This is a genomic window from Planotetraspora sp. A-T 1434 (assembly GCF_025420585.1).
In the GTDB taxonomy this organism is placed as follows: Bacteria; Actinomycetota; Actinomycetes; order Streptosporangiales; family Streptosporangiaceae; genus JAOEGB01.
In genome coordinates this window covers 15,568-38,993 of the sequence record NZ_JAOEGB010000034.1, presented here as the reverse complement: position 1 = coordinate 38,993, position 23,426 = coordinate 15,568, and the positions used below count along the sequence as shown (strand labels likewise).

20 protein-coding genes are annotated in these 23,426 nt (G+C 69.3%); 12 read left to right on the top strand and 8 right to left on the bottom strand.

The genetic code is table 11. The annotated features are described in order from the left end of the window. Positions 1-77 precede the first annotated feature (77 nt). Positions 78-416 (top strand): hypothetical protein, encoded by a 339-nt coding sequence (locus N5079_RS31320; RefSeq protein WP_261587787.1) that lies wholly within the window; start codon positions 78-80, stop codon positions 414-416. Positions 417-582: 166 nt separating this feature from the next. Here N5079_RS31320 and N5079_RS31315 read toward each other — a convergent pair whose 3' ends face one another. Continuing rightward, positions 583-759, bottom strand: coding sequence for a hypothetical protein (locus N5079_RS31315; RefSeq protein ID WP_261587786.1), 177 nt, complete (start codon positions 757-759; stop codon positions 583-585). Positions 760-887: 128 nt separating this feature from the next. Here N5079_RS31315 and N5079_RS31310 point away from each other — a divergent pair, with 128 nt between their 5' ends. Next, complete coding sequence (locus N5079_RS31310; protein ID WP_261587785.1) at positions 888-1,706, top strand: deoxyribonuclease IV; 819 nt, start codon at positions 888-890, stop codon at positions 1,704-1,706. A gap of 206 nt (positions 1,707-1,912) precedes the next feature. Here N5079_RS31310 and N5079_RS31305 read toward each other — a convergent pair whose 3' ends face one another. The 3 genes from N5079_RS31305 to N5079_RS31295 all read right to left on the bottom strand — a co-directional run bounded on the left by N5079_RS31305 (position 1,913) and on the right by N5079_RS31295 (position 7,658). Next, positions 1,913-3,157 carry a glycosyltransferase family 87 protein gene (locus N5079_RS31305; protein ID WP_261587784.1) on the bottom strand — a complete coding sequence of 415 codons (1,245 nt, stop codon included), beginning with the start codon at positions 3,155-3,157 and terminating at the stop codon, positions 1,913-1,915. Between the two features lie 172 nt (positions 3,158-3,329). Beyond that, entirely contained in the window at positions 3,330-4,637 is a 1,308-nt protein-coding gene (locus N5079_RS31300; protein WP_261587783.1) for a glycosyltransferase family 87 protein, read from the bottom strand. A 135-nt stretch (positions 4,638-4,772) separates the two neighbouring features. After that, complete coding sequence (locus tag N5079_RS31295) at positions 4,773-7,658, bottom strand: transglycosylase domain-containing protein (protein WP_261587782.1); 2,886 nt, start codon at positions 7,656-7,658, stop codon at positions 4,773-4,775. Here N5079_RS31295 and N5079_RS31290 point away from each other — a divergent pair. Beyond that, positions 7,644-7,868 carry a hypothetical protein gene (locus N5079_RS31290; RefSeq protein ID WP_261587781.1) on the top strand — a complete coding sequence of 75 codons (225 nt, stop codon included), beginning with the start codon at positions 7,644-7,646 and terminating at the stop codon, positions 7,866-7,868. The genes N5079_RS31295 and N5079_RS31290 overlap by 15 nt on opposite strands. A 150-nt stretch (positions 7,869-8,018) precedes the next feature. Here N5079_RS31290 and N5079_RS31285 read toward each other — a convergent pair whose 3' ends face one another. Beyond that, positions 8,019-8,426 carry a DUF5318 domain-containing protein gene (locus tag N5079_RS31285; protein WP_261587780.1) on the bottom strand — a complete coding sequence of 136 codons (408 nt, stop codon included), beginning with the start codon at positions 8,424-8,426 and terminating at the stop codon, positions 8,019-8,021. 125 nt (positions 8,427-8,551) lie between these two features. Here N5079_RS31285 and N5079_RS31280 point away from each other — a divergent pair, with 125 nt between their 5' ends. After that, on the top strand, positions 8,552-9,205 hold the full coding sequence (locus tag N5079_RS31280; protein ID WP_261587779.1) for a PadR family transcriptional regulator: 654 nt from the start codon (positions 8,552-8,554) through the stop codon (positions 9,203-9,205). A gap of 13 nt (positions 9,206-9,218) precedes the next feature. Beyond that, positions 9,219-10,298 carry an inositol-3-phosphate synthase gene (locus N5079_RS31275; RefSeq protein WP_261587778.1) on the top strand — a complete coding sequence of 360 codons (1,080 nt, stop codon included), beginning with the start codon at positions 9,219-9,221 and terminating at the stop codon, positions 10,296-10,298. 93 nt (positions 10,299-10,391) lie between these two features. Here the strand turns inward: N5079_RS31275 and idi are convergent, their stop codons facing one another. Continuing rightward, positions 10,392-10,973, bottom strand: a complete 582-nt coding sequence (gene idi / locus N5079_RS31270) for an isopentenyl-diphosphate Delta-isomerase (protein ID WP_261587777.1) — start codon at positions 10,971-10,973, stop codon at positions 10,392-10,394. A gap of 112 nt (positions 10,974-11,085) precedes the next feature. Between idi and N5079_RS31265 the strand changes: the two genes are divergently transcribed. After that, positions 11,086-12,381 (top strand): MFS transporter, encoded by a 1,296-nt coding sequence (locus N5079_RS31265; protein WP_261587776.1) that lies wholly within the window; start codon positions 11,086-11,088, stop codon positions 12,379-12,381. Positions 12,382-12,414: 33 nt separating this feature from the next. Here the strand turns inward: N5079_RS31265 and N5079_RS31260 are convergent, their stop codons facing one another. Both N5079_RS31260 and N5079_RS31255 read right to left on the bottom strand, forming a co-directional pair. Then, positions 12,415-13,674 (bottom strand): adenosylmethionine--8-amino-7-oxononanoate transaminase, encoded by a 1,260-nt coding sequence (locus N5079_RS31260; protein WP_261587775.1) that lies wholly within the window; start codon positions 13,672-13,674, stop codon positions 12,415-12,417. A 291-nt stretch (positions 13,675-13,965) separates the two neighbouring features. Next, positions 13,966-15,399 (bottom strand): CCA tRNA nucleotidyltransferase, encoded by a 1,434-nt coding sequence (locus tag N5079_RS31255; protein ID WP_261587774.1) that lies wholly within the window; start codon positions 15,397-15,399, stop codon positions 13,966-13,968. A gap of 134 nt (positions 15,400-15,533) precedes the next feature. Here N5079_RS31255 and N5079_RS31250 point away from each other — a divergent pair, with 134 nt between their 5' ends. The 6 genes from N5079_RS31250 (at position 15,534) to N5079_RS31225 (ending at position 23,296) form a co-directional block, all read left to right on the top strand. Further along, positions 15,534-16,070: an aminoacyl-tRNA deacylase gene (locus N5079_RS31250; RefSeq protein ID WP_261587773.1), complete on the top strand. Its 537-nt coding sequence runs from the start codon at positions 15,534-15,536 to the stop codon at positions 16,068-16,070. Between the two features lie 46 nt (positions 16,071-16,116). After that, positions 16,117-18,378 carry a DUF6049 family protein gene (locus N5079_RS31245; RefSeq protein ID WP_261587772.1) on the top strand — a complete coding sequence of 754 codons (2,262 nt, stop codon included), beginning with the start codon at positions 16,117-16,119 and terminating at the stop codon, positions 18,376-18,378. Positions 18,379-18,447: 69 nt separating this feature from the next. After that, complete coding sequence (murJ, locus tag N5079_RS31240) at positions 18,448-20,046, top strand: murein biosynthesis integral membrane protein MurJ (RefSeq protein WP_261587771.1); 1,599 nt, start codon at positions 18,448-18,450, stop codon at positions 20,044-20,046. A 199-nt stretch (positions 20,047-20,245) separates the two neighbouring features. After that, entirely contained in the window at positions 20,246-21,736 is a 1,491-nt protein-coding gene (locus N5079_RS31235; protein ID WP_261587770.1) for a protein kinase family protein, read from the top strand. Positions 21,737-21,744: 8 nt separating this feature from the next. Then, positions 21,745-22,389 carry an RNA polymerase sigma factor SigM gene (gene sigM, locus N5079_RS31230; protein WP_261587769.1) on the top strand — a complete coding sequence of 215 codons (645 nt, stop codon included), beginning with the start codon at positions 21,745-21,747 and terminating at the stop codon, positions 22,387-22,389. Next, positions 22,379-23,296 carry an anti-sigma factor family protein gene (locus tag N5079_RS31225; protein WP_261587768.1) on the top strand — a complete coding sequence of 306 codons (918 nt, stop codon included), beginning with the start codon at positions 22,379-22,381 and terminating at the stop codon, positions 23,294-23,296. Before sigM ends, N5079_RS31225 begins: the two co-directional genes overlap by 11 nt. The last annotated feature ends 130 nt before the right edge of the window (positions 23,297-23,426 follow it).

The window sequence follows — 23,426 nt, the reverse complement described above, 5'->3', positions numbered from 1 at the left end:
GCCGAATAAGGCTATCAGGCACCTGGTTGTGCGAGGCCACGCGCGGCAAACTGGGAGGAAGAGAGGGGGTGACCGCGATGCGGCACGCCACTGACTCCGCGGGAGACGGGACCGGCTCCGCGAAGGGCGGACATTTCCACTTCACCCTGAACACCGACGGCAGACGGCATCCGGCGGAGAACGCCCTGGTGGTCTGCACCCTGGTCTTCGGACTCGTGGCTTTCGTGACGGGATTCGTCGTCAGGGCGCATGTGATCGCGTCGTGGGTGGGCGCGATCGGGTTCTGCGGCGGTCTCTACGCGCAGTACGTCTCGTCCACCACGGCACAGCGCAGCCTCATCATCGTGGGCGTCGTGGCGTCGTTCGTCGGCGTGGCACTGGGGATCGCGCACGGGGGCTTCGTCCCGAGGCCCTGACGGGCGGGCCCCCGACAGGACCCGGACAGAGCCGGGAGGACCCTCGTGGAAGACACCGGGGGTCCTCGCCATCGTCTCGTGAACAACGTCTTGCAGGGCGCGTCCTGGGGCCGGGGACGGTCGGGCTCTGGGACCTCTGAGGACGTCTGAGGACGTCTTGGAAGCGTCAGCCTCCGATGTGCAGGTCCACGCCCAGGAGGACGAGGAACCAGAGGAAGATCGCCAGCAGGGCCTGCGCGATCTGCTTGAGGAGGGTCGGCGTCAGGTAGTGGTGCACCCAGGCCACGTACAGTCCGACCAGGATGTAGATGAGTAACAGGAAGCTGCCCAGCCGATATCTCATGCTCGTCTCCTTGTATCATCGGCGCGCGGGTCACAGGGCGTGCGACACAGCGACTGCCCGGCCGTGCCCTCTTGAAACGCTCTTGGAAGACGCCTACAGTTCGCCTTTCGCCTGGGCAGCCTGGAGACATGGCCAACGCCCGGAGGGACGGGGAAGAAGTGACATCACCGCAGCGACCCCAGCGCATCGGGGCCCACGTCGACCAGGACGACCCGCTCGCCCACGCCGCGACGCGCGACGCCGATGTCGTGCAGTTCTTCCTGGGCGACCCGCAGGGGTGGAAGGGCCCGGTCATCCCCGCGTCGGCCGACGCCCTGCGCGCCTCGGACGTGGACGTCTACGTCCACGCGCCCTACGTCATCAACGTCGCGACCGGAAACAACCGGATCCGCATCCCCAGCCGCAAACTGCTGGAGAGCCATCTGAAGGGCGCCGCGTCACTCGGGGCCAAGGGCCTGATCGTGCACGGCGGGCACGTCAACGCCGGCGACGACCCGCAGGCCGGGTTCGACAACTGGCGCAAGGTGTTCGAGCGCATGGAGTGCCCGATCCCCGTGCTGATCGAGAACACGGCGGGCGGCGGCAACGCGATGGCGCGCAGGCTGGACCGGATCGCTCGTCTCTGGGACGCGGTCACGGCGGGCTCGCCGGACGCGTCGGTCATCGGATTCTGCCTCGACACCTGCCACTTCCACGCGGGCGGCGAGGAGCTCCTCGGCGTCGTGGACCGGGTGATGGCCATCACCGGCCGGATCGACCTCGTCCACTGCAACGACTCGCGGGACGCCTTCGACTCGGGCGCCGACCGCCACGCCAACCTGGGCGCCGGCCAGATCGACCCGGAGCTGATCTTGGCCGTCTGCCGGGCGGCCGGGGCCCCGATCGTGGTGGAGACCCCGTTCGAGGGGCAGGCCGACGACATCGCGTTCCTGCGGAAGAACCTTTAGCTACAGCCGTACGGCCCCGCACCCGCGGAGTGCATGATCACGAAGTACGTACGCGCAGTTCAGCGTGTCACTCCGCGAACCCGTGCATGATCACGACGGACGGGGGCGCAGCTGAGCACGCGGCCACGGGAACCTGTGCATGATCACGGCGGGTTTGGGGGGGGCGGTCGTCCACAGCCTGTGGATAAATCTCTGGATTCGCGCACTCACGAAGTGGGTATGCGGACCGGACGCGCCGCCACCGTCCCGGTTCGGCGACGGGTGCTCCGCCAGAGCTGGACGAACGAGACGACCGCGGCGGCGAGAAGCACGAGGTTACGGGCCACCAGGACGAGGGTCCCCGGCAGGTCGCCCCGCCAGCTGTAGTCCTCCTCGATCCACGGGTACATGATCCCCGTGAGCAGCGTCGCCGCCAGGACGAGCCAGGCGGCCGGCCGCTGGCTGGGGCCGGGGCGGGTTCGCGGCAAGGTCAGCACGACGGCCGCGACGCCGACCACCCACACGAGATACTGCGGCGACAGCACCCTGCTGGTGACCACGAGAAAGAGCACCGCCGTGAGCGCCGCGTCGTAGAACGACCGGGCGGTCGGCACAGCGAGGAACCACCAGATGGCCAGCAGCCCGAGCGCCACCGGAGTGGCCACCAGGCTCAGCCGTTCAGCCGTCCTCACGCCGGTTCCCACGAGCTCCATCGCGCCGTGCTGGTAGTTCGTGAAGCCGCCCCACCAACCGAGGGCCCGCGCCAGCGCGAACGGAGTGGCGGCCAGCGACTCGACCTGCAGCCCCCGGTCGTGCTGGGCCGTCAGGAAGTCGAGCGCGTGCGGCATCACGAGGGCCGCCACGCCGCAGCCGGTCACGGCGATGACCAGCATGGAGGCGGTGCCGGTGAGCAGTTCGCGCCAGCGCCTCAGGCCCACCAGGAGCGCGACCGGCCACACCTTGATGATCAGCCCGATCCCGATGAGCGACCCGCGCACCGCCGGATCGGTCGAGGCGGTCAGCGCCATGACCGCTACGAGCGTGACCATCAGGTCATAGCGGGAGATCAGGAGAGGCCCCAGCAGCGCCGCGCCCACGGTCCAGGCCCACAGTCCCGTACGGCTCCCGCCCCCTCCACCGGCTTCACGGGCTTCACCGGCGAAGCGCCACAGCAGCAGCCAGATCCCGAGGTCGCAGAGCAGGGCGAGCACGTAGAAACTGACCCGGTAGTCCCACGGCAGCAGGTGAGGGGCGAGCATGGGAAGCGCGGCGAACGGCGGGTACTGCCATTTGTCGTCGCCATCGGGGAACTGGCCGCCCAGCAGGACGCCGGACCAGTCCCGGTAGAGCGAGACGTCGTTCTCGAAGGAGCCGGCGTGGCCGACGGGGATGATCTGCATCGCGGCGAGGAAGAGCGCCGCCCTCGTCAGCGCCCAGACCAGCATCGCCGGCAACGGCACCCTGTTTCGCACGTGAGGCCCTGCCCCCGCATCCCGCTCGCGCCTTCCGGAAGGCTCTCCGAAACCCCGCCTCAAGGCTATCGGTGTCAGGTGGCCAATAAACCCAGGGGAAACCCCGCGCCCAGGGGAAACCCGGCGCTCAGGGGAAAGCCCGCGTCGGGGGCCGGTCGCCGTACGGGCCGGTTCACTTGGTGGCGGGGAGCAGGACGAGGCGGTCCGGCGCCTGGTCGAAGACCCCGCCCGACTGGTCGTCCACACCGCCCTGCCGTACGGCGTCCTGCTCCGGCCGGAGGACGTCTCTCACCACGAGCGCCATGAGGACGACGATCGTGATCAGCCGCGCCCACACCGACAGGAAGTAGGCCGTGTCACCGATGCCGAGGTTCGCGTGCTCGGGATCGCGGCTCACGAGGTAGAGCCAGATCGAGAAGAAGTACCAGCATTCGGCGATCTGCCACGCCGCGAGCGCGCCCCACTTCGGCCTCGCCAGCACGGCGAACGGCACGAGCCACAGCACGTACTGCGGCGACCAGACCTTGTTGGTGATCATGAAGGCGGCGAGGGCCAGGAAGCACAGCTGCATGAGGCGCGGCCTCTGGGGCGCCAGCAGCGCCAGCGCGGCCACTCCCAGCAGCAGCACGGCGAGCACCGCCATCGCCATGGTGTTCAGCGAGTCGGCGTCGGCGAGGAAGCCCCACTGCTTGGTCTGGAAGAAGTACCACAGGCCGCCCCAGTCGGCGCCGCGCTCGCTGCTGAAGGCGTAGAACCGCTTCCAGCCCTCGAAATTGATCAGCATGACCGGCACGTTGACCACCAGCCACGTCAGCACCGCCGCGCCGGCCGTCTTGAGGAACGGCAGCCACTTCGCCGTGCGGACGGTCAGCAGGAACAGCGCCCCGAAGAACATCAGCGGGTAGAACTTCGTGGCCACGGCCAGCGCGAGCAGCGCTCCGGCGAGGTACTGCCGCTCCCGCGCCCATGCCAGCAGGCCACCGAGGGCGAGGGCTCCGGCGGCCAGGTCCCAGTTGATGTACGCGCAGAGAATGACCGCCGGGCCGATGGCGTACCACAGGGCGTCCCAGCGCCGTGTGGGCCCGGCGAGAGCGGCCATCAGCAGGACACCCGCGACCAGCGAGATGCCCATCAGGATGACCGTGATGTCGTAGAACCGCACGCCGTCCCCGCCCGCGAGGCGGCGGGCGAACTCCATGATCCCGCCGATGCCGACCGGGTACTCGACCGGGTAGTCGACGTAGGGGATCTTGCCCTCGTTCAGGTGCTCCGCCCAGAACAGCGGATAGATGTCCGTGTAGCAGAAGTTCGTGAACTGGCCGACCCCGGTGTTCCACACGCCGCCGAAACGGCAGGGCGCCTTCCACAGGAAGGCGAGCACGGCACCGAGGCCCGCGAGAAGCCCGAGAGGCAGGTACGGCACCGCCCTCTGGGCGACCGCGGACAAAGGGCCGGAAGCGTTCGTGGTCCGGGTCGTCATGGCAGGTATTGCATCACTCATGGATGGCAGTACGCGACCTTCGGCCCAATAAAGCTTTCGTGTCCCTGCCGTCCCGTGCGGTGTCCGGAGACGCGAGCGGACCCACGACTCCACCGGCGTCCTGGGCCCGCCCGATCACGACGTGGGTATTCCCCGCCGATCACCGGTCGCCACCGGTGTCGGAAGGGCGGCCGACGCCGGGGAGCCGTTTCCGTTCCCGTTGCCGTTCCCATTGCCGTTGTTGCCGAAGGGGTTGCCGCCGTCGCCGAGGTCCACCTGGCAGGACACGTCGCCCGGCTGGCACTCCTCGCCGCCACCCGGGGGCGGGAAGTCGGTCGGGAAGATGTCCGACGGAGTCGGCGTCGGCGTCGGGCTCGGCACGATGTTCTCAGGGGTGCCGATCCCGGCCTTGGGCGGGAACTGCTTGACCGGCTGCCCCGCGAGCGCCTCCATCATGAAGTTCCGCCAGATCGTGGTCGGAGCGTCGGCACCCTGAATGTTGCCCAGCGACACCTCGTAAGCCAATGTGTACGGGTTCTGCGGGCCGTACTTCTTGCTCGGCTTGCCGCCCGGAGTCTGCGGACAGTTCGAGGCTATCGGCTGGACGATCTTTCCACTCTTCGTCCGGCACTCCTCTCGGTACATACCGACGGCCGTGGAGATCTGTGGGGTGAAACCGACGAACCAGGCTTCCTTGTTGTCGTTGTTGGTGCCGGTCTTACCGGCGGCCGGGCGGCCGATGCCCCTTCCGGCGGCCGTACCGACCTTGAGGACCTGCTCCATCGCGGTCACCGCGTCGGCCGCCGACTCCGGAGCGATCACCTGCCTGAGGGCCTTCTTCTCCGGGAGGACGACGGTCTTGCCCTGCCGTACCTCCTGGATGACGTGGTAGTCCGCGTGCTTGCCCTCGTTAGCGAAGATCGAGTAGCCCGCGGCCTGCTCGACCGGCGTGACGCCGACACTGCCGATCGCCAACTGGTAGCCGTGGCCGTGCTGTCCGTTGACGCCATTCTTGTCATCGTCCAGCGCCTGCTTACTGATCCCCGCTGATTCGGCGATTGACCTGACGTCGTCGAGCTTGCCTGGCAAGTCGTACGCCATGGAGGCGAAGGCCGTGTTGATCGAGTGGGCGGTGGCGTAGGTGACGTCGATCGAAGCCGGGACGCGCTCGCCGTTGGTGATCTTCGTGGTGCCCGGCAGTGGGTCCAGGGGCTCCGTCTTCTTGCCGGGCACCCAGCTGTTGAGGCTGTGACCCGCCTCAAGCCAGGCGGCGAGCACGTAGGGCTTGAAAGCGGACGCCGCCTGCTTTCTCGACTGGAAGGGCTCGTTCCAGGGGTCCTTGAGGTAGTTGCTGCCTCCGTAGAAGGCCACCACACGGCCATTTGTGGGATCCACCGCCGCGAGGCCCGCGTGGAACTCCTTGGACATGTTCGCGGTCGTGCTCAGCACGGCCTTCTTCGCGACCTGCATGAGCCTCTTGTCGAACGTGGTGATGATCTTGTATCCGCCACTCCTGACCTGGGGAGGGAAGATGCCACGGGTTTTCAGCTCCTCGTAGGCCTGGATGACCATGTAGCCCTTGAGGCCGCCGAAGACGTTGCTGTTGTTTTCCGGAACGGTTTTCGGGAACTTCGCCGTACTCGGCAACTGGCCGTACTTCTGCGGGTTCAGGATCGCCATGGCGTTGACGACGTCCTTGAACCGGTTCTGAAGCTGAGGAGCGTCCGCCGACAGACTGGGCGTCTGGATGCGGGCGGCGAGGTAGGCCCCCTGCGCCTCGTTGAGCTGATCCACATGCTTGTGGAAGTAGGCCATGGCCGCAGCCTCAATGCCGTAGGCACGACCGAAGTTGACGGTGTTGAGGTAGCGGTTGAGGATCTCGTCCTTGGACATTGACTTGTCCAGCTTGACCGCGACGAAGATCTCCTTGAATTTACGCTTGATCGACACTTCCTGGCTTAGGCCGTCGTAGTAATTACGGGCCATCTGCTGGGTGATCGTCGAAGCGCCCTGCAACTGCTGACCGGTAGCCGTCATCCACACCGAGCGGACCATGCCCGGGATGGAAATTCCCGCGTCATCGCGAAACGTCCTGTTCTCGATTGCGATGACCGCGTCCTGCACATGCAGCGGGACCTTCTTGATATCGTCCACGATCACGCGAGGAGTGCCCAGATGGGCGATGGGGGTCTTGCCGTCGTTGTAGTAGAGCACGCTGCCCTGCGCGAGGGCATCGGCCTGTGTGGCCGTGGGCACCGGCGTGTTCGCGTAGGCCACGGCGATCATGCCGAAGATACCGGCGAAGAGCACGGTTACGGCGGCCACGACGATCTTCCAGCTTGGGATGAAGCGCTTCCAGCCTCGCCGGCGGGGCTCGTCGTCGAAGTCGCGCGGGTCACGAGGGCCGCGCCCGCCCGGTCCTCCAGGTCCGCCCGGTCCTCCAGGGCCGCCACGGCCCCGGCCACCGCGGCCCGGCTCGGGCCTGCGGCGCCGGCCACCCGAGGGGTCCCCTGAGGGCATCGCCTCGGTGTTCTGCACGTCCTGATCGCGGCGGAAGCCGCCCGTGGGCGCCGCGAGCGCCTGCGTACGGTCCCCCGGCCCAGCAACACCGGGGCCGCCGGGAACACCGGGGCCGCCGGCTCCGCGAGGGGCGTCCGGGCCACCGGGGTTGCCGGGGCCTCCCGGCCCGCCGGGGCGGGCGCCGTAACGGGGATCCCGGGCCGGGCCGGACTCGTGCCCGAGGCCGGTCTGGCGGGGGTCGAGTTGGCGGGGGTCGAGTTGGCGGGGGTCGGGCTGCCGGGGGTCGAGTTGGCGGGAGTCGGGACGGTGTCCCGGGCCGGGCTGGGACGCTCCGGGGCCGCCTAACGGGGGCACCGCGCCCATCGAGGCCGTGTCCTCGAACGCGGCGGCGTCCCTACGGCGGGGGTCCGACGCGCCCTGACGTCCGGAACGGGGATCCTGCGCGGCCTGCCGTACGGGGCCGGGGGCGGCGTGCGGGGGCTGGCCGTGCTGGGGACCCAACGGCTGGCCGTGCTGGGGACCCAACGGCTGGCCCTGCTGCGGACCCGACGGGCGGCCCTGTTGCATGCCCTGGTGTGGGCCCTGCTGGGCGGGAGGACGGCCCCAGCCGGCGGGGGCCTGCTGACCGGCGACGGGGTCCCGGTGGTCCCCGCGTTCTCCGTACTCGTCCGGGTCCTGGGGCGTGCGACGGCGGCGCCCAGGGCGGGCTGATCCACCGGAGCCCGAGGAGGAGTCCTCGGGACGGCCGGTCGGCTCCGGTCCGTAGCTGCTGTAAGTCACGCGTCCTCGTTAAGTGATCGGGGGTGTCGTCGACATCGGTCGGCAGGCCGGTGAGCGTACCTCCTGGAGCAGAAAGCCGCCCTAAACGGAGGAGCCCGGGGGATCGCCTGTGCCTGTGCCTGTGCCATTGCCTGTGCCGAGGACGAACGAGACCGCCAGGTGGTTCCAGGAACAACCTTGGCAGACCTCCACCACGTAGACCCTGAATTCGCCGTATTCCCGAGCCATCTCGGCGAGGTCGGCCGTGGCTTTCACCCGGCCGGCGAACCGTCCTAATTCGTCCCCGTACACGTATGTGACGTTGGTCACGTTCCGGCGCTCACAGATGGGGCAGTTGCGCTCGGTCGGCTCGCCGTGGAATCGGGCCGCACGCAGCAGATAGGGGTGAGCGTCGCAGACATCCCGTGCCGTCATGTGGCCGGAGCGGATCGACTGGATCGCCGCCCGCTTGGCGAGGCCGTAGTCCACGACCGCCCGCTGTGACCACATGTGGCCAGATTACGACTGTTTGCCAATTCTTGCCCAACGGTTGACACGTTGCGCGACATGACAGCCAGACGTATCCTGCAGATGTATCGGGTCGATACATCGGTCAGACACAGGAGGTGGTTCCAGTGACGGGCTCTCGTGGAGGTGTGCTGGAGCTCGCCGTCCTGGGATCACTGCACGAGACGCCTCTGCACGGTTACGAGCTGCGCAAACGGCTCAACACCCTGCTCGGGATGTTCCGCGCGTTCTCCTATGGCTCGCTGTACCCCTGCCTCAGGGGGCTACTGAACGACGGCCTCATCGTTGAGGAGGAGCCTCCACAGGACACGGTCATCGGCCGCCGGTCGAAGATCGTGTACAAGCTGACCGCGGACGGCAAGGAGCGGCTGCAGGAGCTTCTGACGCAGGCTGGTCCGTCCGCCTGGGAGGACGAGAGCTTCGGCATCCACTTCGCCTTCTTCCGCCATACGGAGGCGGAGGTGCGGCTGCGCATCCTCGAAGGCCGCCGCAGCCGCCTGGAGGAGCGCCTCGAAGGTGTCCGTACGGCTCTCGCCCGCACGCGGGAACGGCTGGACAGCTACACCCTCGAACTCCAGCGCCACGGGCTCGAGTCGGTAGAGCGTGAGGTCCGCTGGCTGAACGAACTGATCGACTCCGAACGGCGGAGCACCACGACTCCGCGCCAGGCGGATGAGGAACCGGGCGCTACCGGCCCGGACGCCGCGCAAGCCGTACAGGAAAGAACTCAGAGGGCTGAGACGCCCGAGGCGGATAGGTAAAGGAGCGGGTGCGATGGGTTCGGTGCGCGTAGCCATCGTCGGTGTGGGTAACTGCGCCGCGTCGCTGGTGCAGGGCGTCCACTACTACAAGGACGCAGATCCGGGCAGCCGAGTGCCGGGCCTGATGCACGTCCGGTTCGGCGACTACCACGTCGGCGACGTGGAGTTCGTGGCCGCTTTCGACGTGGACGCCAAGAAGGTCGGCCGCGACCTCTCGGAGGCCATCGTGGCCTCGGAGAACAACACGATCAAGATCTGTGACGTGCCGCCGCTCGGTGTCACCGTCCAGCGCGGGCCGACGTTCGACGGCCTGGGCGAGTACTACCGCGAGATCATCGAGGAGTCCGACGAGCAGCCGGTCGACGTCGTCCAGGCGCTCAAGGACGCGCGGGTCGACGTCCTCGTCTCCTACCTCCCGGTGGGGTCGGAGGAGGCCGACCGGTTCTACGCCCAGTGCGCCATCGACGCCCGGGTCGCCTTCGTCAACGCCCTGCCGGTCTTCATCGCGTCCGACCCCGAATGGGCCGCCAAGTTCACCGAGGCGGGCGTCCCGATCGTCGGCGACGACATCAAGTCGCAGGTCGGCGCGACCATCACCCACCGTGTGCTGGCCAAGCTGTTCGAGGACCGCGGCGTGGAGTTGCTGCGCACCTACCAGCTCAACTTCGGCGGCAACATGGACTTCATGAACATGCTGGAGCGCAAGCGCCTGCAGTCCAAGAAGATCTCCAAGACGCAGTCGGTGACGTCCCAGATCCCGCACGAGATGGCCAAGGCCGACGTGCACATCGGCCCGTCCGACCACGTGCCGTGGCTCGACGACCGCAAGTGGGCCTACGTGCGCCTGGAGGGCAGGTCCTTCGGCGACACCCCGCTCAACCTGGAGTACAAGCTGGAGGTCTGGGACTCGCCCAACTCCGCCGGCATCATCATCGACGCCGTCCGCGCCGCCAAGATCGCCCTCGACCGGGGCATCGGCGGGCCGCTGCTGTCGCCGTCGTCCTACTTCATGAAGTCGCCGCCGGAGCAGTACTCCGACGACGCCGCCCGTGAGGCCGTCGAGAAGTTCATCCGCGGCGAGGTCGAGCGCTAGATCGTCTGTCACCGCCGCACGCGCGGCGTGAACATATGGTGCCCCGGCTCACCGCTGAGCCGGGGCACTCGGCTGTTCAGGTGTGCTTCGGCCCTATCGTGCCGCGGGCGGCAGGTCGGCCGGGTCGGCCACCGGCCAGGCGAGCGGATCCGGGCCCAGCGCGACGAGCAGCGGCACCTGCAGGCGGGCCCACGGGGAGATCCCCATCTCCCCGGCCAGCACCAGGTCGGCGAACTGCTTCCACGGGATCCACCGGACCGCGTCCACCTCGTCGGCGTTCGGCGCGGCGTCGCCCGAGACGACCACCCGGTAGACGGGGCACAGCTCGTGCTCCATGACGCCGTTGTCCATGACGGCCTGATAGGAGAAGCGCGGCAGCACCAGGTCGACGGAGTCGACGCGCAGCCCGAGCTCGAAGGACAGCCGCCGGGTCACCGCCGAGGTCATGGGCTCACCGGGCAGCGGGTGCCCGCAGCAGCTGTTGGTCCACTCCCCCGGCCACGTGAGCTTGTGCCCCGCGCGCTGCGAGAGCAGCAGGCGGGCGTCCTCGTCGAAGACGTAGCTGGAGAACGCCAGATGCAGCGGCGTCTCCATGCCGTGCACCGTGGACTTGGGAGCGGTGCCGATCGGGTTTCCCTCGCCGTCGACCAGAACGACATGTTCGTCAGAGGTCACCTATCCGAGAGTAACTGATCATGTGCGTTACGGAAGGCAGACGCGCGTGCTCAGGGGTGTCCCAGGGTGATTCCCGATGTTCACCGATGATCGAGCCGCGTAGGCTGTCGCCGTGTCCTTCGTCTCCGATCTGCGTGTGGTCCTCGAAGGCCGGAACTTCCGGCGGCTGTTCGCCACCCGCCTGGTCTCGCAGTTCTCAGACGGGATCTTCCAGTTCGCGGTCGCCGGCTACGCCTTCTTCAACCCGGAGAAGCAGACCACCGCCGCGGAGATCGCCGCCGGCATGGCCGTGCTGTTCCTGCCGTACAGCGTTCTCGGGCCTTTCGCCGGGGTCTTCATCGACCGCTGGTCCCGGCGGCAGATCCTCGTCACAGCCCCGATCGTACGGGGGACGCTGCTGCTTCTGGCGGCCGGTCTCGTGGCCGCCGGAGCGTCGGACGGGATCTTCTACGCGGTCGCGCTGGCCGTCCTCGGCGTGAACCGGTTCTTCCTGGCGGCCCTCGGGGCGTCGCTGCCCCATGTCGTGCCCACCGACCGGCTGATGGTCGCCAACGCCGTCACGCCAACGTCGGGCACGGTCTTGACGTTCGTCGGCGCGGGCGTGGGCTTCCTGCTGCGTGAGCTCTTCGGAGCCGGCACGGGTGGGACGGCGCTGCTGCTGCTCTGCTCGGGGCTGGTCTTCGGGCTGACCCCGCTGGTCGCGAGGACGATGGAGCGGTCGTTGCTCGGCCCGGCGTACGATCCGGCGCTTCCCCAGGCGCGCGAGGCCGTACGGCACGTGCTGAGTGGCCTGGCCGACGGGGCCAGGCACATCGCGCACCAGCGGTCGGCGGCCGCGGCCCTGGGCGGCATGGCGACCCACCGCCTGCTGTACGGAACGTCGGTGGCGGCCGTGGTGATGCTCTACCGCTACTACTTCACCACCGACACCGAGGCGGCGCTGAAGGGGATCGCGCTGGTCCTGGCCACATCGGGCGCGGGCTACTTCGTGGCGGCGCTGATCACACCGTGGGCCACCGAGCGGTTCCGGATCGAAAACTGGATCCCCGCGATGCTGGCCGCGTGCGGGGTGCTGGAGTTCGCCCTCTGCGCGACCTTCCATCCGTGGGCCTTCATGATCGCCGGGTTCGTGCTCGGCGTGGCCGGTCAGAGCGTCAAGATCTGCGCGGACACGGTCGTGCAGCGCGACGTCGAGGACGCCTACCTCGGGCGGGTGTTCTCCCTCTACGACATGCTCTTCAACGGCATGACGGTGCTCGGGGCGGTGCTGGCGGCGGTGCTGCTGCCGCCGAACGGCAGGTCCTACCTGGCGCTCGGCGTGATCGCGGCGGGCTACCTGCTGGGCGCTCTGATCTACCGGCTCGTCGTCCCCACGGCCGCCAGGCAGCCCGCCGTCGCGACGGACTGAGCGCTGGGGTGCTCAGGTCGTGTCTGACACTCCCTAGAGGGCAGCCGCGGCGGCCGTCATGGCGTCGGTGATCCTCTCGATGTCGCCGGGCTCGCAGGCGTAGGGCGGCATGGCGTAGATCAGGCGGCCGAAGGGCCGGAGCCAGACGCCCCGCCCCATCACGATGTCCTGAATTTTCGGGACATCTACTGGCTCGTCGGTCTCGATCACGCCGATGGCGCCGAGCACGCGGACGTCCTTCACCCCGGGCATACGCGCGGCATCCGCCAGGCCGTCGAGCAGCCCGGCCTCGATCCGCTTGACCTCGTCCCGCCAGGGACGATCGGACAGCAGCCGCAGCGAGGCGCCTGCCACGGCGGTCGCGAGCGGGTTGCCCATGTAGGTCGGCCCGTGCATCAGGACGCCGATCGCCTCGGCGACCTCATCGGTGCACAGGGTTGCCGCCAGCGTCATGTATCCGCCGGTCAGGGCCTTGCCGACGCACATGATGTCGGGCCGGATCCCCGCGTGGTCGCACCCGAACATCTCGCCCGTGCGGCCGAAGCCGGTGGCGATCTCGTCGGCGATCAGCAGGATGCCGTGCTCGTCGGCCAGCTCCCGCAGCCGCCGGAGGTAGATGGGGTGGTAGAAGCGCATTCCCCCCGCCCCCTGGACCACCGGCTCCACGATGATCGCCGCCAGCTCATGCGCGTGGGCCGTGACGAGGGCGTCCAGCTCATCGAGGTAACCGGCGTCGTGAGCCGCCTCAGAGCCGTGCCAGGCGGGGGGAAGCGGCGCGAAGACGTGCTTCGGGAGCACCCCGGAGAACAGGTGGTGCATGCCGTTGACCGGGTCGCAGACGGACATCGCGCCGAACGTGTCGCCGTGGTAGCCGCCCCGCACGGTGAGCAGCTTCGATCCCCGGCCCGTGGCGACGCCGTACTGGACGGCCATCTTGATCGCGACCTCGACGGCCACGGAGCCGGAGTCCGCGAGGAAGACCCGGCCGAGCCCGGTCATCTCGGCGAGCGTCCGCGACAGCCGTACGGCCGGCTCGTGGGTGAGGCCGCCGAACATGACGTGGGCCATGGCGTCGAGCTGGTCGCGGATCGCCTGGTTGAGCCGGGGGTGGTTGTAGCCGTGGATGGCCGCCCACCACGAGGACATGCCGTCCACGAGCTCACGGCCGTCGGCGAGCGTCAGCCGCACCCCTTCGGCGCGGCGGACGGCATGGACGGGAGCACCGGAGGACACCGCCGTGTAGGGGTGCCAGACGTGCTCGCGATCCAGCCGCAGGATCTCCTCAGCCTCCACAACCCCACCCTATGAGCTGATCACGCCAAAGCCTGCGCGTGATCATGTCGTGATCATGCACAGCTTCCCCCTCATGGCGGCTCATCAGGCCCTTCCCCGATCGTGATCATGCACGGATTCCCAGACCGCAGCTCTTACCTGCGATTTCTTGTGGCGTGATCATGCACCTTAGACGTCGCGCATGATCACGCAACGCAAATGCGCAGCTCGGGAGCCATTACCGGGAGCCCGCGCATGATCACGGCTCGTGAAGGCGCAGCTCAGGCAGCATGATCAGGAATCTCTGCATGATCACGCGAGGTTTTGGGTGCGGGACCACTTCAGCAGGGCCTCTTTGGCGGCCTCCTTGCCGATCAGGCCCTCGTCCATGCGGATCTCCAGCATGTGCTTGTACGCCTGGCCGATCATCGGGCCCGGAGGGATGCCGAGGATCTCCTGGATCTCGTTGCCGTCCAGCTCCGGGCGGATCTTGGCCAGCTCCTCCTCCTCGGCCAGCCGGGCGATGCGCTCCTCCAGCTGGTCGTACGTCTGGGAGAGGGCGGCCGCCTTCCGCTTGTTCCGGGTCGTGCAGTCGGCCCGGGTGAGCTTGTGCAGCCGCTCCAGCAGATGCCCGCCATCCCGGACGTATCGCCGGACGGCGCTGTCCGTCCACTCCCCGGTCCCGTAGCCGTGGAACCGCAGGTGCAGCTCGACCAGCCGGGACACGTCGGACACGACGTCCTTGGGGAACTTGAGCTCGGCCATCCGCTTCTTGGCCATCTGCGCCCCGACCACCTCGTGGTGGTGGAACGAGACCCGGCCCCCCGGCTCGTTGCGGCGGGTCTTCGGCTTGCCGATGTCGTGCAGCAGCGCGGCCCAGCGGAGCACCCGGTCCGGGCCGGAGGTCTCCAGCGCGATCGCCTGCTCAAGGACGATCAGCGTGTGCTCGTAGACGTCCTTGTGCCGGTGGTGCTCGTCGATCTCCAGCCGCAGCTTGGGCAGCTCGGGGAGCACGTGGGCCGCCAGCCCGGTGTCCACGAGCATCGTCAGCCCCTGGCGCGGCCACGCGCCCCCGATCAGCTTGTCCAGCTCCTCGCGGATCCGCTCGGCGGACACGATCTCGATGCGCCCGGCCATCGCCCTCATCGCCGCGATCGCCTCCGGGGCGACCGTGAACCCGAGCTGCGAGGCGAACCTGGCCGCGCGGAGCATCCGGAGCGGGTCGTCGTCGAACGACTGCTCGGGCGTCCCCGGAGTCCGCAGCACCTTCGCGGCGAGGTCGGGAAGCCCGCCGTACGGGTCGACGAACTCGTGCCCGGGCAGGCGCACCGCCATCGCGTTGACCGCGAAGTCGCGGCGGGCGAGGTCGCCCTCCAGCGTGTCGCCGTACGCCACCTCGGGCTTGCGCGACGCGGGGTCGTACGACTCGCTGCGGTAGGTGGTGATCTCCAGCAGCCAGCCGGCCTTGCGGACGCCGACCGTGCCGAAGTCGATCCCGATCGTCCAGATGGCGTCCGCCCAGTCCTTGACGATCTCCAGCACGCGCTCGGGGGCGGCGTCCGTGGTGAGGTCGAGATCGTTCCCGATGCGGCCGAGGAAGACGTCGCGCACGGAGCCCCCGACGAGGGCCAGCTCGTGCCCGCGGGCCGCGAACAGCTCGCCGAGCTCGTCGGCCACGGGAGCGATCCGACGGAACAGGTCGTTGACGGCGCGCTGCTGGCTGTCGCTCAGATTTGAAACGGACAAGGCTGGGTAGGTCCTTCGGTCACGGAACAGGTTCTCCCCCGATGCGTCTGGTGTCACCTAGGGGAGATACACACCTAGCGATCACCAGGCTACGGTCGGTTCGGGGGCGCTGGACGACGCAAGGAGCACACGAGATGAAGAACGCTCTCGCGATTCACCGCTGGCTCCTCGCCCACCAGATCCACCATGAGATCGTACGTCTTCCTCGCCCGTTGACGTGCTCGGACGACTTGCCGGACGTTCTGGGCGCCGCACCTGAGACCTGCGTGTGCGTTTCGGTCTTCGAGGTGCCGGTGCGGGGCGGCAGGGAGCCCGTGGCCGTGGTGAGCGCCGTGAACAGCCCGCCGAAAGCGGCCGCCGTCAGCGCCCTGCTCCGCGCCCCTCAGGCACGCCCCGCGTCGGCTTTCACGGTCAACTCGGCCACCGACTACGCGGACGGTCTGGTCTGCCCGATCCTGCTGCCCGACGATCTGACCGTTCTCGTGGACCAGCGCCTGATCGACCACCTCGACCCCGACGAGATCGTTCACACCGCCACGGGGGAGCGCCGGACGGCCCTCCGGCTGCGCGCTCTGCATCTGTTCTCCCTGGTCTCCGCCAAGCCGGTCGACCTCACGGCTCCCCCGGTCCGGGGCGCGGCGAGCCTCGCCCGTCCAATGCGGACGGCTTAGGCCATAGCATTCTGGGCGTGCGCCGTACCTCACCCCTGGCCCGCACATGATCTGTAAGGCCGCTCTGCTGACCCTGATGACCGCAGCCCTGCTCGCCCCCCCGAGCATGGCCGGTACGGCTGTCGCGGCCCCGCGACGTGTGGTCGCAGTGTCCACGGCTCCGGCGGATCCGCTCCTCGTGGGCCAGATCACCCCGGAGGTCACGAGCGAGCCCGCCACACCGATCACGATCTCCGGCACGGTCACGGGCAGGCCGCAGACGCCCGTCCAGGTCCGGATTCACTACGCGAAGGGCCAGCCGTTCCGGCTGCGCTCCGACATGGCGAGCTTCGCGGCCGACGGCTCCCTTCCCCCGTCGTACAACACGATGGTCCAGGCCACCCCACTCGACGAGTCGGGAAAGCTGCCTTTCCAGTTCACCGTGACGCCGCAGGAGCTCGGCATGTCGCGGCTCGGGGTCTACCCACTCGCCATCGAGGTGCTCGACGCCACGACCGGCCAGCGGATCGCGATCGAGCGGACCTTCCTGCCGTACGTCCCCAAGGGTGAGCCGGTTCCCAAGGTCAAGCTGGCCCTCGCGCTGCCGATCGTGGACCGGCCACACCGCGCGGACGACGCGAGCTTCATGGACGACGATCTCCGCACGTCGGTCGCCTCCGGTCGCCTCGCCCAGTTGCTGAAGCTCGCCCAGGGGGCGAACAAGAACGTCACGTGGTTCGTCGACCCGGCTCTGCTCGAGGACGTCCGCCAGATGTCGGCCGGGCCGTACACCGTGCGGAGCGGCGACAGCGGCGAGCGGAAGACGGCCGACGCCGGGGCCGGGCAGTGGCTCGACAGCCTGCGCACGGCTCTCGCGGGCAAGCACGTGGTGGCGACGCCGTACGCCGACCCGGACATGGCCGCGCTCGTCCATAACCGGCTGGACGCGCCGGCGGTCGCGGCCCTGCAGCGCGGCGCGGCGGTGGCCACCGGACTGCTCGGCCGGGAGATCGGAACCTCGACGGCGTGGCCGGCCGGCGACACGATCGACCGCGACACGATCGACGAGCTGGCGACGGCCGGAGTGACGTCCGTGGTGCTCTCCGGCGACGCGCTCCCCCCGGCCTCTCCCCCGGCTACGCATGACCCCGCGACGGCCGACCCAGCCGCCGCGGCCGCCGCGACGGAGGCGGCGACCGGCCTCGACACCGTGTCCGGGCGGATCACCGCGCTGCTCGCGGATCCGGTGCTGAGCCAGATCCTCAGCGGGGAGGTCTACGCGCCGGGAAGCGCGACCCTCGCCCGGCAGCGGTTCCTCGCCGAGACCGCCATGCTCGCCTTCGAGCAGCCGAATCAGACAGGCCAGCCCAGCCAGCAGCTCTCACCGGACCAGAGCGCGCGGCACGCCGCGCGGACGGTCGTCGCGGCGCCCACGACGCGGCTCTGGAACCCCGATCCCGCCTTCCTCTCGGCGCTGCTCCAGGCGACGTCGAGCGCCCCCTGGCTGCGGTTCACCTCGCTCGACTCGGTCAAGCCGGCGCGGTCTCCGGCGCCGCGGGCGGACCTCGTGTACACCGAGCGCGACCGGCAGGCCGAGCTGGGCCGCTCCTACCTGAGCACCGTGCGCAAGCTCGGCCAGAAGGCCGACGCGGCGGCGACGATCACCAAGGAGCACACCCAGCTCTTCCACGACGCCATCCTCAGGCTGACCTCGGCGTCGTGGCGGGGCGACACCAAGCGGGCCGGCGCCTACGTCCTCCAGGTCCAGGCCGCGATCGACGACCGTTTGGACGACGTGTCGGTCATCGACAGCCCGCGCGCGGTGGCGGGGGCCAACGGCCAAGTGCCGGTCAGCGTGGCCAACAACCTGGACAAGGACATCGTCATCAAGATCCGGGTCACCTCGGACAACACGTCCCGGCTGGCGATCGACGTCCCCGGAGGGGCGTACGAGACCGACCAGATCACCGTCCTGAAGGCGCGCAGCCAGCTCGTGAACGTGCCGGTGACCGTGCCGGGCGGCGGTGGCGAGGCGACCATCGCCATCCAGCTCCTCACAGGCGAGGACAAGCGGTACGGCAAGCCTGTGCACGTCACCGTGCGCGCCACCGGCTACACCGGCATCGCCCTCGTCATCGTCGGAGCCGCTCTCACGATCATGCTGGCGGCGGTGGTCATGCGGATGCTCCGCCGCCGGTCCAGGAAGTCCTTCCCGTTCAGCCCGGCGCAGCCGGCCGCCGAGTCTTATCCCGGGGGCGAGCCCGCGCTCGACCCCCTCCCCGGCGCCCATGCCGTACCGGTCGAGCGTGGGGAGACGCCGCCCGCGTAGTTTGGACCACCCGAGGAGGCGTCCGGCGGTGCTCCCCGCACTCCCGGCGCCACGAACTGAAGGAACGACATGAGCAGGATGCTGCGGGCCAGCGCGATCATGGCGGCTGGGACGATGGTCTCGCGGCTCACCGGTTTCCTGCGTACGGCGGTGCTGGCGGGGGCGATCGGCACGCTCGCGCTCGGCGACGCCTACAACGCGGCCTACCAGATTCCGTTCATCCTGTTCGACCTGCTGATCGGCGGCGTGCTGAGCAGCGTGATCGTCCCCATGATCGTGCGCGCGCAGAAGCGGGATGCGGACGGCGGCAAGGCCTTCGAGCAGCGCCTGATGACGCTGGCGATCGTCGTGCTCACCCTGATCGCCGCGATCGGCGTGCTGCTCGCCCGGCCGATCATGGAGCTGTACACGGCCGCCAACTGGACGCCGCACAAGCTCGACGTGGCCACCACGCTCGCCAGGTTCATCCTGCCGCAGATCGCGTTCTTCGGGGTCGGGGCCATGGCCGGGGCGATCCTGAACACGCGGGACAGGTTCGCCGCGCCGATGTGGGCGCCCGTGCTGAACAACGTGGTCGTCATCGGCATCGGCATCGCCTACTGGGCGGTCGGCTCCGACAGCATCGACAAGGTCACCGGCCGCGACCTGGCGCTGCTGGGCGCCGGCACCACGGCGGGGATCGTGGCCCAGGCGCTGGTCCTCGTCATCGCGCTGCACCGGGCCGGCTTCCGGTTCCGCCTGCGGTTCGGGGTGCGCGACACCGGCCTGGGCGAGGCGGGCAGGACGGCCGCCTGGACGTTCGTGTACGTCGGCGTCACGCAGCTCGGGTTCTGGGTCACCACTAAGCTCGCCACCGGCGCGGGCGAGCGGGCCCCCGGCGCGGGAAACAGCGCCTACGCGTACGCCTTCCAGCTCTTCCAGCTCCCGTACGGGATCATCGCGGTGTCCGTGATCACCGCGATGCTGCCCAGGATGAGCAGGTTCGTCCACGACGGAGAGCTTGGCTCGGCGCGGGCGGAGTTCGCCTCGGGCGTGCGGCTCGTGGCGGCGGCCATCGTCCCGGCCGGGCTACTGCTGCTGGTCCTCGGCCCGGCCGTCACCACGCTGATCTTCTCGTGGGGCCACATGACACCGGAGAACGCCCGCTACATCGGCAACGTGCTCCAGGTCTTCGGCCTCGCGCTGGTGCCGTTCTCGATCTTTCAGCTGCTGCTGCGGATCTTCTACAGCTTCGGCGACACGAAGACCCCGGCCGTCATCGCCGGAGTCAACGTAGTGATAAATGCGACTTTGAGCCTCGTAGCGTATTTCATCCTTCCGGCTCGCTACATCGTCATCGGCCTGGCGTTCGCCTTCACGATCACCTACGTCATCGGAAGCGGAGTGGCGTGGGTCCTGGCGAGCCGGAAGGTGGGCGGCCTCGGCGGCCGAGACGTGGCGTCCGGGCTGTCGCGGATGTACGTCGCGGCGATCCCGGCGGCCGTCCTCGCGTTGGCCGTACTATGGCTGACCAGGGAGATCACCGAGATAACCGCGTTCAGCTCCGCTGTCGTGCTGGCGGCCGGCGGAGGGCTCGGCCTGGCGCTGTACATGCTGACGGCCCATCGGATGCGGGTCCCCGAGGTGAGCTCCATCATTGGACTCGTGACAAGCCGGGTAGGACGATAAGAGTCCTCAAGAGTGACCGGAAGCGGAAGCTAACCCAAAAGTCCGATTCGGACGTCTTCGATCGGGAAGGCGGGCAGGACCGGCACGGCACTAGCATGGTCGCCTAGAGTTCGACCGGCGAGCGGAAGCGGGAAGGCGTGGGCGAAACCACCCGGCATCGGCTGATGCATGCCGATCGGCCGCGGATTGAGGCGGCCCCATGAGTATGTCCACAGTCGAACCAGGAACCCGGCTGGCGGACCGCTTCCGCCTGGAGGACCGGGTCAACGAGTCCGGCGGTGCGACGCTCTGGAAGGCCATCGACGAGATCCTCGCCCGGCCGGTCGCCGTCCACACCTTCAGTCCTGAATTCTCCCGCGTCGACGAGGTCGTGACCGCCGCGCGCTCGGCGAGCCGCCTCACCGACCCCCGCCTGACCCAGGTCTTCGACGCCGCCGACGAGGACGGCACGGCCTACGTGGTGAGCGAGTGGGTCACCGGCGAATCGCTCCTCGACCTGCTGGCCGCCGGGCCCATCGACCCCGAGCGGGGCGCAGCCCTGGTGGCCGAGGCCGCCGAGGCGCTCGCGCACGCCCACGCGGCCGGGCTCATCCACCTGCACCTCACGCCGGACCGCCTCGTCTGGACGTCCGGCGGGACGGTCAAGCTGCTCGGCCTCGCGGTGGACGCCGCGATCCTCGGCCTGTCCAGCGACGAACCCGCCCGGGAGGACGCCGAGGGCCTGGGCCGCCTGCTGTACGCCGCGCTCACGGGCCACTGGCCCGGCGACATCGACTGCGGGCTTCCCCCCGCGCCGCTCGACGACGGCAAGGTCTGCACACCGCGCCAGGTCAGGGCGGGAGTGCCCAGCTATCTGGACGCCATCGCCTGCCGCGCGCTGCTGCAGGAGGCACGGCGGGGCCAGCCGCCGCTGCCGACCCCCGCGGACGTCGCGGAGGCGCTCTCCGAGGTGCCGCGTCCCGCGCCCGCTCCGGCGTCGGCCACGCCGCCGGCGCTCAACCTGCGATCCGAGGCGCCGGACACGATGGCCCCGGGCGCCATCCCCATGCCGCAGACCCTGCCCAACCCGGCCGCCCCGCGTCCGCAGACCGGGGCCGCGAGCAAGGTCCTCCTGACGATCATCGTCCTGCTCGTCATGGCCGCGGTCGGCGTCAGCGCGTGGACCGTGGGCAAGAGCCTCGGCAACAACCCGCGGACGACGGAGACCACCGTCGCCTCCCCCTCGGCGTCGCACAAGCCGGTGACCCTCAAGCCCACCAGCGCCACGGGCTTCGACCCCCTGGGCAACGACAAGGCGGAGAACCCGGACATGGCCGCCCTCGCCATCGACGGCAAGTCCTCCACCGACTGGCACACCGACACCTATCAGAGCCCGGAGCTCGGGCGGCTCAAGGACGGCGTCGGCCTCATCCTCGACATGGGCAAGCCGGTCCCGATCGCCAACGTGGTCGTCTCGCTGGCCGACACCGCGGGGTCCGACGTGGAGCTCAAGGTCGGCGACGTCGCCGACCTCTCCTCGCTCAAGACCGTGGCCAAGGCGGACAACGCGTCCCGTACGGTCACACTCACGCCGTCCAAGGCCACAACCGGTCAGTACGTTTTGATCTGGTTCACACGTCTGCCCCCCTATGAGGGGAAGTATCGTGGCACCATCTACGACGTAACGGTGCATTCCCCAGGATCGGCATAGCAGGCCTTGTGAACTCCCCACCAGAGAATCCCCCAACGGCTGAGCACGCCGCGCGTCCGGCGCTGACCGATGCCGATCTTCTTACCCGCCACATCGGCGGCGATCCGCACGCGTTCAGCGAGATCGTCAAGCGCCACCGCGACCGCATGTGGGCGGTCGCGCTGCGGACGCTCGGCGACCCGGACGAGGCGGCCGACGCCGTACAGGACGCCTTCGTGTCGGCCTACCGCAAGGCCGAGAGCTTCCGTGGCGAGGCCGCCGTCACCACGTGGCTCCACCGCATCGTGGTCAACGCGTGCCTGGACCGGATGCGCCGCAAGACCGTGCGGCCCGTCGCCGACGACGAGCTGATGGAGGCCGCCGAGCGGGACGCCCCGACGGCCGACCAGACCGGCGATCGCGAGGTCTCCATGGAGGTCACGGCCGCGCTCAAGCTTCTGCCCGCCGACCAGCGAGCGGCTCTCGTACTGGTCGACATGATGGGCTACTCGGTCGAGGACGCGGCCACGGTGCTCGGCGTCCCCGCCGGAACCGTCAAGAGCCGATGCGCCCGCGGTAGGGCGAAACTTGTTCCGATTCTTTCGCATCTGCGGAACCGATCAGACCTCACTCGCGTCTCATCCGCGAAGGGAGCAGAACTTCGTGACGGGTGAAACGCACTACGACCTGGAGATTCTCGCCGAGCTGGCAGAGGGCCTCCTTGACGACGCCACGGCCCGGCAGGTCCGCGAGCATATCGCGATCTGCGATCCCTGCGGGGAGAGCCTTGCCGACCTGGCGGCGGTTCGCGAGGTCCTCGCGGCGATGCCGGTGCCGGCGATGCCTCTCGGCGTCGCCATGCGCATCGACCGCGCGCTGGCCGCTGAGACGACCCGCTCGCTGGGCGAGCACGATCTGGAGGGCCGTCGCGACGGCGGCCTCCGTGTCGCCGAGGCGCCCGACTGGGACCGCATCATGCAGGATTCCCCCTGGGAGACCGCACCCGATCCGGCGCCCGCCCCCGACCTCGCACCGGTCTCCCTGGGCGTGGTCGCGGACGACGGGACGATCGTGACACCGGTCAGGCGGAAGAAGGGGTCCCGCCGGCGCCTCTGGGCGATGCCGGTCGCCGCTGCCGCGGCGGCGGCCGTCGTCATCGGCGGCGCGGGACTGGCCACCAGCCTGATCTCGGCGGGCGGCTCGCAGTCGCCGTCCGTGGTGGGAGCGGGAGGCCCGAGCGTCACGCCTTCCAAGACGGAGCTCAAGGGGAGGATCTCCTACTCGGTCTACGCCAGCGGCCACAACTACACCACTCGCGAGCTGAGCGGGCCGCTGCTGGGCTACTTCGGCGTCGCGCCCGGCTCGGGGACCAACGACGACCAGGACCTCGACAAGTGCGTCAAGCGGTTCTCCAGCCAGCTCGACCGCAAGCCGATCGGCGTCGACAAGGCCCTCTACAACGGCAACGAGGCCACGATCATGGCCTTCTGGGAGGACAAGACCATCAACGCCGTGCGCGTGGTGGTCGTGGACTCAGACTGCAAGAGCCTGCGCCCGCAGGGCCTCGCCACGTGGCGCTGACGGGACGCGGCAGCCGTACGACTGACTGAACGAAGCCCCTCAGGCGACCCGCCCGGGGGGCTTCACCGTGTCCGCATGTCGGGGGCGGGAATCCGCAACGCCTAGGATCTGTTGACGCGACTGCACACAC

Excerpts from the sequence above, each read along its gene's own strand:
- N5079_RS31320 (WP_261587787.1), top strand. The coding sequence starts at position 78 with ATGCGGCACGCCACTGACTCCGCGGGAGACGGGACCGGCTCCGCGAAG.
- N5079_RS31315 (WP_261587786.1), bottom strand. The coding sequence starts at position 759 with ATGAGATATCGGCTGGGCAGCTTCCTGTTACTCATCTACATCCTGGTC.
- N5079_RS31310 (WP_261587785.1), top strand. The coding sequence starts at position 888 with ATGGCCAACGCCCGGAGGGACGGGGAAGAAGTGACATCACCGCAGCGA.
- N5079_RS31300 (WP_261587783.1), bottom strand. The coding sequence starts at position 4,637 with ATGACGACCCGGACCACGAACGCTTCCGGCCCTTTGTCCGCGGTCGCC.
- N5079_RS31285 (WP_261587780.1), bottom strand. The coding sequence starts at position 8,426 with ATGTGGTCACAGCGGGCGGTCGTGGACTACGGCCTCGCCAAGCGGGCG.
- N5079_RS31275 (WP_261587778.1), top strand. The coding sequence starts at position 9,219 with ATGGGTTCGGTGCGCGTAGCCATCGTCGGTGTGGGTAACTGCGCCGCG.
- N5079_RS31250 (WP_261587773.1), top strand. The coding sequence starts at position 15,534 with ATGAAGAACGCTCTCGCGATTCACCGCTGGCTCCTCGCCCACCAGATC.
- N5079_RS31245 (WP_261587772.1), top strand. The coding sequence starts at position 16,117 with ATGATCTGTAAGGCCGCTCTGCTGACCCTGATGACCGCAGCCCTGCTC.
- murJ (WP_261587771.1), top strand. The coding sequence starts at position 18,448 with ATGAGCAGGATGCTGCGGGCCAGCGCGATCATGGCGGCTGGGACGATG.
- N5079_RS31235 (WP_261587770.1), top strand. The coding sequence starts at position 20,246 with ATGAGTATGTCCACAGTCGAACCAGGAACCCGGCTGGCGGACCGCTTC.